General features: G+C 67.5%; 11 protein-coding genes. 2 read left to right on the top strand and 9 right to left on the bottom strand.

What is annotated here, in order from left to right; genetic code table 11:
• Nucleotides 1-10 precede the first annotated feature (10 nt).
• Nucleotides 11-874, top strand: a complete 864-nt coding sequence (folD, locus tag TK90_RS03010) for a bifunctional methylenetetrahydrofolate dehydrogenase/methenyltetrahydrofolate cyclohydrolase FolD (protein WP_012982016.1) — start codon at nucleotides 11-13, stop codon at nucleotides 872-874.
• A 25-nt stretch (nucleotides 875-899) separates the two neighbouring features.
• On the opposite strand, the gene TK90_RS03005 is transcribed toward folD, so the two are convergent.
• Genes TK90_RS03005 through TK90_RS02990 form a run of 4 tightly spaced genes read right to left on the bottom strand, consistent with a single transcriptional unit; the run spans nucleotide 900 to nucleotide 7,053 of the window.
• Nucleotides 900-2,519, bottom strand: a complete 1,620-nt coding sequence (locus TK90_RS03005) for an ABC transporter ATP-binding protein (protein ID WP_012982015.1) — start codon at nucleotides 2,517-2,519, stop codon at nucleotides 900-902.
• 3 nt (nucleotides 2,520-2,522) lie between these two features.
• Nucleotides 2,523-3,776, bottom strand: coding sequence for an ABC transporter permease (locus tag TK90_RS03000; RefSeq protein WP_012982014.1), 1,254 nt, complete (start codon nucleotides 3,774-3,776; stop codon nucleotides 2,523-2,525).
• Nucleotides 3,769-5,148 (bottom strand): ABC transporter permease, encoded by a 1,380-nt coding sequence (locus TK90_RS02995; RefSeq protein WP_012982013.1) that lies wholly within the window; start codon nucleotides 5,146-5,148, stop codon nucleotides 3,769-3,771. Before TK90_RS02995 ends, TK90_RS03000 begins: the two co-directional genes overlap by 8 nt.
• A 45-nt stretch (nucleotides 5,149-5,193) precedes the next feature.
• Nucleotides 5,194-7,053, bottom strand: coding sequence for a peptide-binding protein (locus tag TK90_RS02990; protein ID WP_012982012.1), 1,860 nt, complete (start codon nucleotides 7,051-7,053; stop codon nucleotides 5,194-5,196).
• 403 nt (nucleotides 7,054-7,456) lie between these two features.
• Here TK90_RS02990 and TK90_RS02985 point away from each other — a divergent pair, with 403 nt between their 5' ends.
• The gene (locus TK90_RS02985; RefSeq protein ID WP_012982011.1) at nucleotides 7,457-8,263 is read left to right on the top strand and encodes an enoyl-ACP reductase; all 807 of its coding nucleotides are present in this window, start codon (nucleotides 7,457-7,459) and stop codon (nucleotides 8,261-8,263) included.
• A gap of 118 nt (nucleotides 8,264-8,381) precedes the next feature.
• Here TK90_RS02985 and TK90_RS02980 read toward each other — a convergent pair whose 3' ends face one another.
• The 5 genes from TK90_RS02980 to TK90_RS02960 form a co-directional block, all read right to left on the bottom strand.
• A complete protein-coding gene (locus TK90_RS02980) occupies nucleotides 8,382-10,283 on the bottom strand; it encodes a SurA N-terminal domain-containing protein (protein WP_012982010.1) in 1,902 nt (633 codons plus the stop codon).
• A 151-nt stretch (nucleotides 10,284-10,434) separates the two neighbouring features.
• On the bottom strand, nucleotides 10,435-11,202 hold the full coding sequence (gene kdsB / locus TK90_RS02975; protein ID WP_012982009.1) for a 3-deoxy-manno-octulosonate cytidylyltransferase: 768 nt from the start codon (nucleotides 11,200-11,202) through the stop codon (nucleotides 10,435-10,437).
• A 7-nt stretch (nucleotides 11,203-11,209) separates the two neighbouring features.
• The gene (locus tag TK90_RS02970; RefSeq protein WP_012982008.1) at nucleotides 11,210-11,404 is read right to left on the bottom strand and encodes a Trm112 family protein; all 195 of its coding nucleotides are present in this window, start codon (nucleotides 11,402-11,404) and stop codon (nucleotides 11,210-11,212) included.
• Nucleotides 11,405-11,433: 29 nt separating this feature from the next.
• Nucleotides 11,434-12,459 (bottom strand): tetraacyldisaccharide 4'-kinase, encoded by a 1,026-nt coding sequence (gene lpxK / locus TK90_RS02965; RefSeq protein WP_012982007.1) that lies wholly within the window; start codon nucleotides 12,457-12,459, stop codon nucleotides 11,434-11,436.
• 2 nt (nucleotides 12,460-12,461) lie between these two features.
• Nucleotides 12,462-13,601 (bottom strand): glycosyltransferase N-terminal domain-containing protein, encoded by a 1,140-nt coding sequence (locus TK90_RS02960; protein WP_026148158.1) that lies wholly within the window; start codon nucleotides 13,599-13,601, stop codon nucleotides 12,462-12,464.
• Between the last annotated feature and the right edge of the window lie 11 nt (nucleotides 13,602-13,612).

Below are 13,612 nucleotides of genomic sequence, written 5' to 3'. Positions count from 1 at the left end.
AGAGCCTCCCATGACTGCCCAGCTCATCGACGGCCGCGCGATTGCCCAGACCCATCGCGCCCGCATCGCCACCGAGATCGAATCCATGACCGCCCGCGACCTGCGCCCGCCGGGCCTGGCTGTGGTGCTGGTCGGTTCCGATCCCGCCTCCCAGGTCTACGTGCGCAACAAGCGCAAGGCCTGCGAGCAGGTCGGCGTGGTCTCGCACTCCTATGATCTGCCCTCGGGCACGCCGCAGACCGATCTGCTGGCCCTGATCGACCAGCTCAATGCCGACCGCACCATCGACGGCATTCTGGTGCAGCTGCCGCTGCCCAGCCATATTGACCCCGAGACCGTGATCGAGCGCATCTCGCCCGCCAAGGACGTCGACGGCTTTCACCCCTATAACGTGGGTCGGCTCGTCGCCCGGATCCCGCGTCTGCGTCCCTGCACGCCCTGGGGTGTCATCCAGCTGCTGCGCCACCTGGAGGAGCCGTTCAAGGGCCGCACCGCCTGTGTGATTGGCGCCTCCAATATCGTGGGCCGCCCGATGGCGCTGGAACTCCTGCTGGCTGGCGCCACCCCGACCATCTGCCACCGCTTCACGCCGGATACCGCGGGCATCGCGCGCCAGTCCGACATCCTGATCGCAGCGGCCGGCAAACCGGGCCTGGTCAAGGGCGACTGGGTCAAGCCCGGGGCCACGGTGATCGACATCGGCATCAACCGCCGCGAAGACGGCACCCTGTGCGGTGACGTGGAATTCGACGCGGCGGCGGAGAAGGCCGCCTGGATTACGCCGGTGCCCGGCGGTGTCGGCCCGATGACGGTGGCGATGCTGCTGGACAACACCCTGCGCGCCCGCGCCTTCGGCACCCACGAGGCCAGCTAGCGATACGTCGGAAGTGTCGCTGGGTTTAATGCACGTAGCGCGAAACCCGCGGGACCGCCTCGAGCAGGTGACGGGTGTATTCGGCCCGCGGACTGGCCAGCACCTCGGCGGTGTTGCCGATCTCCTCCATGCGGCCATCGTGCATCACCAGCATGCGGTCGGAAAAATACTCGACCACCCCCATGTCGTGGGTGATGAAGATCAGCGCCAGGCGGCGTTCGACCCGCAATCGTCCGAGGATCTGCAGGACCTCCGCCTGCACCGAGACATCCAGCGCGCTGGTCACCTCATCGCAGATAATCACGTCCGGATCCAGCACCAGGGCCCGGGCAATCCCGATGCGCTGGCGCTGGCCGCCCGAGAACTCGTGCGGATAGCGCCACAGCGTATCCGCCGGTAGCGCGACCTGGTCCAGAGTCGCGCGCGCACGCTCGATGCGATCCTCCTGGTCCTCGCCAATCCCGTGTACCGCCATGGGCTCGGTCAGCAACGTCATCACGTTCAGGCGCGGGTTCAGCGATGAGGCCGGGTCCTGGAACACCACCTGCAAATGACGCCGCAGGCGGCGCAACGGTTTGCGCGGCATCCCGGTCAATGGCTGGTCGCGGTAGCGGATCTCGCCGCCAGTGGGCTCGATCAGGCGCAGGATCGCGCGACCCAGCGTGGTCTTGCCGCAGCCCGACTCGCCGACCACCGCGAGCACCTCGCCGTTGTCGAGCTGAAACGAGACGCCATCCACCGCGCGCACGACATCCACCTGGCGGCGCATCAGGCCCTTCAGCACCGGAAAATGCACCTGCAGATCGCGCACGTCCAGCAACGTCTCGCGCCCGGCCCCAGGCACCGAGGGCAACGGCGGCAGGTTTTCCGGCAGGGCGCCGATCAGCTTGCGCGTGTAGGCATCCTGCGGGTCGCGCAATAGCGGGTGACACTCGCCCTGCTCCACCAGCCGGCCCTTGTGCATCACCGCCACGCGATCCGCCACCGAGGCGACCACGCCGAAATCGTGGGTGATCAGCAGCACAGCCATCCCGTTCTTTTCGCGCAGCTGATCGATCAGCTTCAGGATCTCGGCCTGTATGGTCACATCCAGCGCGGTGGTCGGCTCGTCGGCAATCAGCAGATCCGGCTCCGCCACCAGCGCCATCGCGATCATCACGCGCTGACGTTGCCCCCCTGAAAGCTTGTGCGGATAGTCGTGGCGCCGCTGTTCCGGGTTTGGCAGCTGGACCTCGCGCAGCACCTCGAGCACCCGCGCCTCGCGCTCGGCCGGGGTCATCTGCGGGCGGTGCAGGCGCAGGACCTCGTCGATCTGGTCGCCCACAGTCAGCACCGGGTTCAGCGAGGTCATCGGTTCCTGGAAGATCATGCCCACCCGATCCCCGCGCACCTGCTGCATCACGCGGTCCGGCAGGCCCAGCAGTTCCTGCCGGGTCCCGTGCCCGGCCAGCCAGACATCACCCGTGGAGGGCTCGAAGCCCCCGTCCAGCAGCCGCATGATCGCCAGCGCCGTGATCGACTTGCCGGACCCCGACTCGCCCACCAGGGCGAACAGCTCGCCTGCACGGATCGAGAAGCTGATGTCCTCGACCAGCGGCGCCTCGCTGTCGCGATGCCGAATGCGGAGGTTGCGCACCTCGAGCATGGCCTAGCGCACCCCCCCGCTGGTGGCGCCCGCGGCTGCCGGGCGGGTGGGCGCGGCATGGCTGGCGGCCTTGGCGGCCGAGCGCGAGTGCGGGTCCACCGCATCGCGCAGGGCCTCGCCGATTAGGTTGTAGGCGAACACGGTCAGGAAGATCGCCCCGCCCGGGAAGGCCGCCATCCACCAGTTGAAGGTCGAGCTCTGCACCGCCTGGTTCAGCATCTGTCCCCAGGAGGGCTCGTCCACCAGCCCCAGACCCAGGAACGACAGTGTGGCCTCGGCGAGGATCGCGGAGGCGACGCCAAAGCTGGCCGCCACCAGGATCGGTGCGATCCCGTTCGGCAGCATATGGCGGAACAGGATCGAGGGCAGCGACAACCCCGACGCGATCGCACCCTGCACGAAGTCCTGCTGCCGCAGGCGCAGGAACTCCGCGCGCACATAGCGCGCATAACCGGACCAGGACGTCAGGCCGATGATCAGCATCATCAGATACAGCGATCGCCCGAAGAAGGCGACAAAGGTCAGCAACAGGAACAGGGTCGGGATGGCCTCGAAGATCTCCACCAGACGCATGCCGATGATGTCCACGATGCCCGAGAAGTAACCCATCAACCCGCCCAGGATCACGCCGATCCCGAGCGCGATCCCGGTGGCGATGAAGCCGATGGACAGGGCGATGCGCGAGGCGTGGATCATGCGCGAAAGCGCGTCCGCCCCATTGTCGTCGGTACCGAACCAGTGCACGCGATCGGGGGACTCGCGCGGGGCCTCGAGCCCGGTGTCCGCGTAATCCCGCAGGTAGTCGCGCGGCGAATACGGGATCGGCGCGCGGATCACGGTCTGGTATTCGCCCTGCGCCTCGGCCTCGCGGTACTGCTCGTAGATCACCAGCGAGGGGGGCGAGACCGTCTGCCAGGCGACCGCCCCCAGGATCGCACTCAGCACTCCCCAGAGCACAAAGCGCCGCCAGGGGCGGCCCGGCAGCAGCCAGAACACGCCCGCCAGCACCAGCATCCCGAACAACGTGACATCCGCCGCGGTCAGGTAGCGCAGGAACGGCATGGACCAGCCGTCCGCCGTCTGCACCAGCAGCGGATGCGAGCTGGCCAGCACGGGGGCCAGGATCGCAACCAGCGTCAGCAGCGCAATCCACCCGATCCCCAGCCGCGCACCCCAGCGCAGCAAGACCTCGCCGACCACCCGGCGTGCCCAGGAACGGCTGCGACGGCCCTCGCCCTGCTGCACCGACTCAGTCATAACTCACCCGCGGGTCGACAATGGCATAGGCCAGATCCGCCAGCAGATAGCCAACCAGGGTCAGCACGCCGGAGATCAGCGTGATCGACAGCACCAGCTCGCGGTCGCGGGTCTGCACCGCCTCCACCGCGAGTTTGCCCATCCCGTCGATCGAGAAGATCGCCTCCACGATCACCGACCCGGCCAGCAGCGACGGCAGCAGCGTGGCCGAGACCGTAATCAGCGGCAACAGGCTGTTGCGGAATACATGCCGCCACAGCACCTCGTGTTCGGGTACGCCCTTGGCACGCGCGGTGCGGGCGTAGTCCGAGTTCAGGTTCTCCAGCACGGACGAACGCGAGAGCTTCGCCAGAAAGGCGAGCCCGCCGTAGGACAGGCACAGTACCGGCAGCACCAGGTGCCATGCGCGATCCAGCAGGAAGCCCGGCACCATGCTGCCGGGCGCCAGGCCCAGCGCTATCGCGAACCCCGCGGCCAGGCCCACCGTGCCGAGGTAGAAGCCACGTAGCACGCCCCAGTCGCTGTGTGCCATCAGCCAGCCCAGCACCAGACCAACCCCCATGGCGACCGTCGTGCTGATCCAGCCCGCCGGGGCCAGGTCACTGAACATCAGCCAGCCGCAGAAGGCCCCGATGGCCGCACCAAGCCCGCCCCGGATCAGATCGGGCAGGTAGCGCGCCAGGTAAATACCCAGCGCCGCCCCCAGAAACGGCAGCACCAGCAGCAGCGGTATGGCCCAGGCCACCTCCACGGTTGGCAGGAAGGTCATGTCCAGCGCCGCCCGCTGGCTCAAGCCCCCGGTCGGAAACCATTGCCAGAACTGATCGGAGGCAAAGAAACCGATCAGAAGGACGCCCGCCAGCATTGTGGGCACCGACCACAAGGCCAGCAGCACCACCCCGGACTGGGAATCGAAGGCCTGCCCCTGCTGGGTGGCCGCGCGTACCCCGACGGCCACCGCCACGATGTAGATCAGTGGTATGGAGAGCACATTCAGCAGCAGGGTGATCGGCAATCGTTCGGCGACCAGATCCGCCACCGGACGGCCAAAACGGAAGCTGGTCCCGAGATTGGGGGCCTTCAGCTTCGGCCAGCCGGTCAGCGAGCCGTCCTCGTCCTGGGCAAAGCCCACCGGCGAGATGTTGTTCAGCCAGCGCCCGTACTGCACCGGCGGCGGCTGGTCCAGGCCATAGAGGCGGTTGTAGTACTCCTCCATCGCCTTTTGCGCCTGCGGCTCCAGGCCCTGTCCCTCGATCAGGGTCAGCGCGCTGATCCCGCCCGGCGCGGCCGCCATCACGGCGAAGACCACGACCGTGATGCCGAACAGGGTCGGCACCATCAAGATCAGGCGGCGCAGGATGTAGGTCAGCATGGCGTGCGCGGGTTCTCTGGCACTCCGGCCCCGGCTGGCATGCGGCTACTGCCCGTACCGCTGCTGGTCAAACGGGACGTAGATCTCCACCGGCACGAACCCGAGGTTCAGGCCGAGTGCCGTCTGTTCCAGGTTCTGGATACGGCGGTCGATGAAGGCAAGGGTCTGGCGCCGCATCAGGAAGGTATACGGCTGATCCTCCACCAGGATCCGCTCGGCCTCGCGCCAGTGTTCCATGCGCTTGTCCTCGTCCACCTCGCCGCGCGCGGCCTCGATCACGGCATCCAGCTCGGGGTTTTCGTAGTTGATGAAATTGTCACCACCAGAGACCGTCTGGCTGGAGTGGAACATCTGGTAGATGTCCACCTCCACGCCACTGGTCCAGCCCAGGGTAATGGCATCGAAGTCCTGGCGGCTGATCTTCTCCAGCATCACCGACCACTCGGTTGGCTGCGGCCGCATATGAACCCCGGCACGCGCGTACAGATCGCGCAGGAACAGCGCGATGCGACGGGTGTCCTCATTGTCCTGGAAATACACCAGGTCGAAGGAGAACGGCTCGCCCTCCTCGTTGACCAGCACCCCGTCCCGGTTTTTCTCGGAGTAGCCGGCCTCGGCCAGCAGTTCAAGCGCACGCTCGACATCGAACGGGATGTAATCGAGGTCGGGGTTGTGCTGGTCGCTGCGCGGGCTGAACGGGCTGATCGCGCGTTCAGCATACCCCAGCATCACCTGCTCGATCAGACGATCGACATCCGTCAGATAGCTCATCGCCCGGCGCACACGGGGATCGGCAAAGCGCGTCGGCTCGCCATCGCGCTTCTGGTTCCAGCCGATGTAGGAATAACCCGCGGTGGGGCTCATGTACTCGTGCGTATCCGCGCGTTCGCGCAGGGCCTCGTCGTCACGCAGCCGCGCGTACTCGCGCGGCCGGGCGCCGTAGACATCGATATCGCGGTTGCGAAAGGTCGTCAGGCGCGCACTGTCATTCTGGATCACGCGCCAGACGAGCCGGTCGAACGAGGGCTCCACCGGGCCCCAGTAGCGCGGATTGCGCTCCAGTTCGATCCGCCCGGCATCCGGCGTCCAGCCGGTCGGGTCCTCGAGCCGGTAGGGGCCGGATCCGAGCAGGATCCCGCGCGACTCGTTGAAGGTCTCGGGCTCGTCGAGGTAGCGCTCGTAGAAATGCTTCGGCAAGACGTTCAGCCCACCGGCAACCCGCAGGGCGTCAAAATACGGCTCCTCGAAGGTAAACACGACGGTGCGCTCGTCCGCTGCCTCCACCTTCTCGACCTTCTCCAGGAAGGCCCGCGCGCGCGGCACCGCAATCGCATCGGTCATCAGGAAGTTGAAGGTGAACTCCACGTCCTCCGCGGTCAGCGGCTCGCCGTCGGAGAACTGCAGGCCCGGGCGCAGCTGGAAGCTCAGCTCCTGGCCAGAGTCGTCGAAGTCCCAGGAGGCCGCCAGCAGGCCCTGCCACTCCAGGGTCTCCGGGTGGCGCTGCACCAGCGACTCCAGCACATAGTTCTGCACATCGGCGGCATAGGCATCGCTGGAGACATAGGGCGTGATCGTCGCCAGCCCCGTGCCGAAGGCCTGAACCAGCCAGTCGCCCTCCGCGTAGTCCTCGCGCCCCGCCGCCTCGGCCGCCCGCTCGAATGCCGAGGGGACCTCCGCGACCCGGGGTGCGCGCTCGCCGTCCCCAGTGGTGAAACGCCCCGAGGCCAGATCGGACTCGAGACTCTGCAGACTGCGGCGCAGTGCCCGCAGGTCGCGCGCCTGCTCGCTCATCATGTTCTGCATGGCGGCCATGCGCTGCCACTGGCGGTCTACCTGCACCATGACCAGCAACAGCAGGATGCCCAGCACGATCAAGGTGACAATCCAACCAAAATGACGACTCACAAGGCCTCCGCTCTCGAGTGGCACCGACGTCCGCGCTCCCCCAGGGACAACCGATGCAGACCGCACTTCGCGCACTATAGCAATCCCGCCGGCCGCTCTCACCGGGTCCAGGGGAACACTGGCCAATGTACACACTCGCGTTGGCACCCCAGGTTTTCCGATCCGGCGTTGCGGCCCTTGCCGGTAAAACCACTACCGGCTGCGCACCGTGCCTTGTTCGCACGAATAAGCGACGAAGCAGCGAGCGTGTACATTGGCCAGTGTTCCCCTAGCTGGCCGGACCCGCGGCACATCGGTATGATCCCGAGACAGTCGCGTCGGCACTGGGTTCCCGCCCGGTCCGGCCGCCACGGGGCGGTCCTTTTCAAGGGCGCCGGCACGAACCAGATTCAAGGAGATTTACATGGGTTTTCTGAAGGGCAAGCGCGCGCTGATTGTCGGCGTGGCCAGTAACCGCTCCATCGCCTATGGCATTGCCTCGGCCATGCATCGCGAGGGCGCCGAGCTCGCGTTCACCTATCAGAACGAGCGGCTGCGCGACCGCGTGGAGAAACTGGTCGCCGATTTCGACTCCGACATCCTCGTGCCCTGCAACGTCGAGGACGACCGCGAGATCGAACAGGTCTTCGAGCGTCTGGACGACTACTGGGACGGGATCGATATCCTGGTCCACTCGGTGGCCTTTGCCCCCAAGGAACAGCTCGACGGTGACTTCCTCGACAACATGACCCGCGACGGCTTCCGCATCGCCCATGATGTCAGCTCCTACAGCCTGGCGGCGCTGGCCAAGGCCGGGCGCGGCATGATGAAAGATCGCGAAGCCTCCATCCTGACCCTGAGCTACCTCGGGGCGGAACGCTCCATGCCCAACTACAATGTGATGGGCCTGGCCAAGGCCAGCCTCGAGGCCAACGTCCGCTATCTCGCCTACACCCTGGGCCCGGAGACCACGCGTGTGAATGCGATCTCCGCCGGCCCGATCCGCACACTGGCCGCCTCGGGCATCGGCGAGTTCAAGCGCATCCTCGACCATGTCGAGGCCAACGCACCGCTGCGCCGCAACGTGACGACCGAACAGGTCGGCAATGCCGGGGCCTTCCTCTGCTCCGATCTGGCCTCCGGCATCACCGGCGAGGTGATGTACGTCGACTCGGGCTACAACACCGTCGGCCTGGGCGCCGCCGAGATCGGGCTCGACAAGGATAGTTAAGCTCCTGCCCCGGCCACCTGGGCGGGGTGCGCGACCCACGAAAAAGGCCCGGCCCGCTTTCGCGGACCGGGCCTTTTTACGTTCGGCGGTTCCGGTGAACCGCCCGTTGGGGGCGCGACTAGTCGAGGTTTTCCGGATAACGCGTGATATCCGCCTCGGATTCCAGCCAGGCCAGATAGGCGCGGAACTCGGCGCTGGCATAGGCATTGCGCATCAGTTCGCGGGCCTGCTGGCGCATCGCCGCATCCGCCTCCTGCTCGTCGAGCCGCACTTCATGCAGGATCGCGACGGCGAAGTCGCCAGTCCCCAGACGAGTGCCGCTGATCTCGACGGCGTCCTCTCCCGGGGCCGACAGGCGGAACAGGTGCTGCTGCAAGCCACCGGGCACGCCGTTATCGCCATCTACCGGCGAATCCCGGCGCACCTCGCGCTCCATCTGCCAGGCGTCATCATCCTCGATAGCATCCGCCCAGTCGTCGGCGTCACGCAGCCGTGCGATCAGTTCCTCACCCGCTTCGCGCGCGGCATCGGCGGCCGCCTCGCGCCGCAGACGCTCGCGGATCTCGTCCTCGACCTCGGCCAGCGGACGGACCTCGGACGGCTCGTGCTCCTCGATTCGCAGCACGACAGTCGAGCCATCCTGCAGGTCGATCGCCTCGCTGTTGTGACCATCCTCCAGCACACGTGGATCGAAGGCCGCATTGCGGATCGAACGGTGCTGGGCGATGCCGTCGCCGGAGCCGCGGGTAAACCAGTCGCTGGTCTGGATCTCCAGACGGGTCGCCTCGGCGGCCGGCTCCAGGCTGTCCGGGTATTCGGCGGCCTGCCCCATCAGGTCATCCAGGGCGTCGATCTGCATCTGTTCGGCGCTGCGGTCGCGAAGATCGCGTTCAACCTCGTCCCGCACATCCTCGAACGGTTGCGGTCGGGCCTCCTGGATGGACGTCACCTCGAGGATGAACCAGCCCCGGTCAGTACGCACCGGGCGGCTGATCAGCCCCTCCGGCAGCGTGAAGATGATGGTCTCGAGCGTGCGATCCAGGTCGCCGCGGGCGATCTCGCCAAGGCTGCCGCCACGGTCGGCACTGAGGCTGTCCTCGGAATACGCTTCGGCCAGCTCGGCAAAGTCCTCGCCGTCGTCCAGGCGATCGCGCAGTTCGTTGATCTTTGCCTCGCCTTCCTCGCCGGTGTCCTGAATCCGGATCTGGCGCACCTCGCGCAACTCCGGCTCTTCATAGCGGCTGCGGTTCACCTCGTAGTGCTGGCGAACATCGTCCTCGGACACATCCACTGCGTCTTCCAGCGCCTCGGGGTCGAGCTGCAGGTAGGCGATACGTACCCGCTCTTCGGTGGTGAAATCGTCCTGATTGGCCTCGTAATAGGCCTCGATCGCCTTGTCGTCGACCACGTCCGGCTGGTCGAAATCATCGACCGGGAAGATGCGCCAGCTGGCCACACGCGTCTGGTTGCGCAGGCGACTGAAGTCGTCCACCAGCGCGTCCGCCGGGAAGCCCGTGGCCTGGATGCCGCCTTGGAGCTGCGACAGGATGATCGATCGGCCGATGTCGCGCTCGAAGTCCGACGGGCTCAGACGCTGCGCATTGAGCAACTGCGCATAGCGCTCGCGACTGAACTGGCCACCCTCCTGGAACACCGGCATGCCGCGAATCTCCCGCAGGATGCTGTCTCCTGCGGCCTTGAAGCCCGCCGAGTCGGCTGCCTGGCGCAGCAGTTCCTGGCGAATCAGGGTCTCCAGCGCCTGCATGCGGATGCCCTCCTCGTCGAGCAGGTCATCCGGGATCTGGCCACCGAACATGCGGGCCATCTGGTCCCGCTGTGCGCGCGCCTCGTTGTGCACGTCGCGCACCTGGATATCGGTCCCGTTGACCTCGGCCGCGACCAGCGGACCGGAACCACCGAAATATTCCCCGAGCCCCCAGACAGCGAAGGGGATGGTAATCAGGCCAATAATCACATAGGCGAGCCAGCCGCTCGCCCGGTCGCGAATTGCTTGCAGCATGGTGGTCTCTGCGTGCTCCGGGGTCGCCCCGGAACCTGGGGCCCGGGGGTTTCAGAATCAACCGCCGATGGTAGCAGGAGCGGAGCGCCAAGTCTGCGCCACGCCCAGGTCGAGTAGGGAATCCGTCAGGCAGTGCTAATCCGTATCACCATCAAACGCGGACACGCCCTGAGAGCAAGGCATCCACCCGGTCGAGATCCTCCGGGGTATCGACACCCGGCGGATGCGCCTCGCCGCGACGCCCGACCTGGATCCAGGCGCCCATGGCCAGGGCCCGCAGCTGCTCGAGCTGCTCCAGCTGCTCCAGCGCGGCGGGTGGTTCGGCACTCATGCGGCGCAGGAACCCGGCACGATAGGCGTAGACGCCCAGATGCCGGTTCGCCTGATCCAGCGCCGGGGCGCGGCCTGCCCGATGGGCCTCGCGATCCCAGGGGATCGGGGCACGCGAGAAATACAGCGCGCGCCCCGACGCATCGGTGACCAGCTTCACCTGGTTCGGGTCGGCCAGGTCTTCGGGGCGGCGGATAGGGACACCGAAGGTCGCCATATCCGCTTCCGGCGTATCGGCCAGCAGGCGAGCCAGGTCATCCAGCAGTGATCCTGGCGTCAGCGGCTCGTCACCCTGCAGATTGACCACGATGGACTCGTCGCCCCAGCCCTCGGCGGCCGCCACCGCCGCGATGCGGTCGGTACCGGAGGGCAGGTCAGCATCGGTAGCAAAGGCCTCGACCCCGCACTGGCGCGCGACATCGAGGATGCGCTCGTCGTCCGCCGCGACGATCACCCGCGAGGCCCGGCTCTCCTTCGCCCGGGCGATCACATGCGCGATCAGCGGGCGCCCGGCGACGGCCGCCAGCGGCTTGCCCGGGAGCCGACTGGAGGCCATCCGTGCCGGGATCACGACATGGAAGGCGGCCATGGAACGCTCAGGCGTCGCGCCAGCGTTCCTTTTCCTCGTCCGACAGGGCGCGGGCCTCGTCCTCCAGCATCACCGGGATTTCGTCGCGGATCGGATAGGCAAGACCGGCGGAAACGGAGATCAGTTCCTGGTTCTCGCGATCGTACTTGAGCGGGCCCTTGGTCACCGGGCAGACGAGAATGTCGAGCAGACGCTTGTCCATTTAATACCCCAACAGTAGTTGCGACGCGGTCAGATCAGCGCCTTCTTGATTCGGGCGACCGTTTCCAGACGGGCCAGCAAAGCCGACTCGAAGGCAGACGGCACGCGGGCCGCAATCGGCCAGTACCAGTGATTCTCCTGCGCGAACGTCCGGCATTTTACGGCATCCTTCTCGGTCATCAGAACCGGCAGACCGTCATCGAAGCGAATTTGGTGCGGACGAAAGCGGTGATGATCCGGGAACGGATGCCGGATGATGTCAATGTCCGCCGCCTCGAGCATGCGGAAGAAGCGCTCCGGGTCGGCGATGCCGGCCACCGCATGGGCATCACGGCGAGCAAAGCGGTGTGGCTTGTAGCCCTCGCCATGCCCATCCACGCGCTGCAGACGGCTGGACGGCACCAGCTCCATCGCGAACTCGCCGGGGCCGGGCTCGCCCCCGGTCACCAGCACGAAGTCCGCCCGCTCCCGCGCGGTCTTCGGCTCGCGCAACGGCCCGGACGGCAGACACAGGCCGTTGCCCAGCCGGCGCTTGCCGTCGATCATCAGGATGGTGATGTCACGCGGCAGACGGTGATGCTGCATCCCGTCGTCGGCGATCACCACATCCACGCCCTGGTCCGTCAGCGCCCGCGCCCCGCGCACACGATCGCGGTCGACCTGCACCGGGACCCCGGTGCGCTGTGCAATCAGCAGGGGTTCGTCCCCGACCACCACGGGGTCCGACAGCGGGGTCACTCGAATCCCCGCGGCATCCCCGCGCCCGCCGTAGCCCCGGCTGACGATCCCCGGACGATACCCGGCATCCGCCAGGCGCTTCGCCAGCCAGATGGTCATCGGGGTCTTGCCGCTGCCACCCACCGTCAGGTTGCCGACCACGATCACCGCCTTGGCCGGGATCGTGATGCCCCGCCGGGCCTGCTCCAGCCGATGGCGATTCCACTCCACCGCCCCGGCATAGGCCAGCGACAGCGGGTACATCGCCGCCGCGAACGGCCCGCGCTGACACCACTGATCCCAGATTCGGGCGCCCAGCCACGCCTTGAACCGGCCCATGGCTACCAGTCCCAGACCCGCCGCAGCACGGCATCGAAGTTGGCATCCACCTGCCGGCGCTCGTCCCAGAAGCGCCGCCGGGCCGCGTCGCCCTGCTGGCGCCGGGCAGCGGGGTCGTCCCGCAGTCGCGCCCAGGCCGCCAGCACGGCGGAGGCATCTTCCAGCACCAGGCATGGCACCTCGGTGGCCGGCGTCTCTCCCAGACTCACGGCCGCGCCCCCCGCCAGCCCCTGCCAGAGGGCCTGACGGTCGGGCGCGGCCAGGTGTACCGCATGCGCGGCACTGGCCGCGGCCGCAAACCAGCGCCGGTCATCCAGATGCAGGATGGTCCCGGCCGCCAGTGACGAGCGATCCCACTCCGATACCCGCAGCCCGGTCCCCGGAAGATCGCGCGCAGTCGCCGCCGCTCCGCCCCGGCGACTGGCCAGCAGGATATCGGTCGCCCCCAAGCCGGATGTTTCCCAGGCCGCGCGCCATGCCGACCACTGGTCGTCACGTCCATGCCACCACCACAGCCGCTGCACCTCCCCGCCCACCAGGGCGCGCAGGACCACGTCCGCCTGGGCCTCGACAAAACGCGCCTGGGGGTCGGCGACCGGCAGGACATCGGCCGCCGCACCGTGGGCCCAGCTCGTGGATGTGTTCAGAGGCCAGCACTGCTCCACTGGCCGCACGGGTTTCCACGTGGGGGGCCGGGCATTGACCGCAACCACCGGGCATTGGGCCTGCGCCAGCAGGCTGCGCGGGGCATTGCCCCCGGCCAGGAGGATGCCGTGGGGCTGAAAGCGATCCAGGACACGGCGCACCACGCGCGGGCGATCGCAGGGCCCGTAGCCCACGCCAACCTTCTTGAACGGCTGCATGTGGCGTTCGAACAGCTCGGGATAATCCTGCTCGAAGGTCAGCACGATGCGCACGTCCTGACGCTTGTCGCGCACCGCTCCCAGCAGCTCGATGCCCAAGCGTACATCCTCGGGGGTACCCCCGGCCTTGATCCAGACCAGGCGCCCGCGCTCGGCGGGCGGGCTCAGAAAGCCGCGGCGCGCCCGCGCCCGGGCCCCGTTGCCCTGGCGATAGTCGCGCCAGACGGCACGCCAGACCGGCAGCGGGCGGTCACCGTAGCCCGCCGCCTCATCCCCCATGCGCAGCCCCG

Origin of the sequence: Thioalkalivibrio sp. K90mix (assembly GCF_000025545.1) — a bacterium.
Classification (GTDB): Bacteria; Pseudomonadota; Gammaproteobacteria; order Ectothiorhodospirales; family Ectothiorhodospiraceae; genus Thioalkalivibrio.
This window is presented reverse-complemented; position numbering and strand designations above follow the sequence as displayed.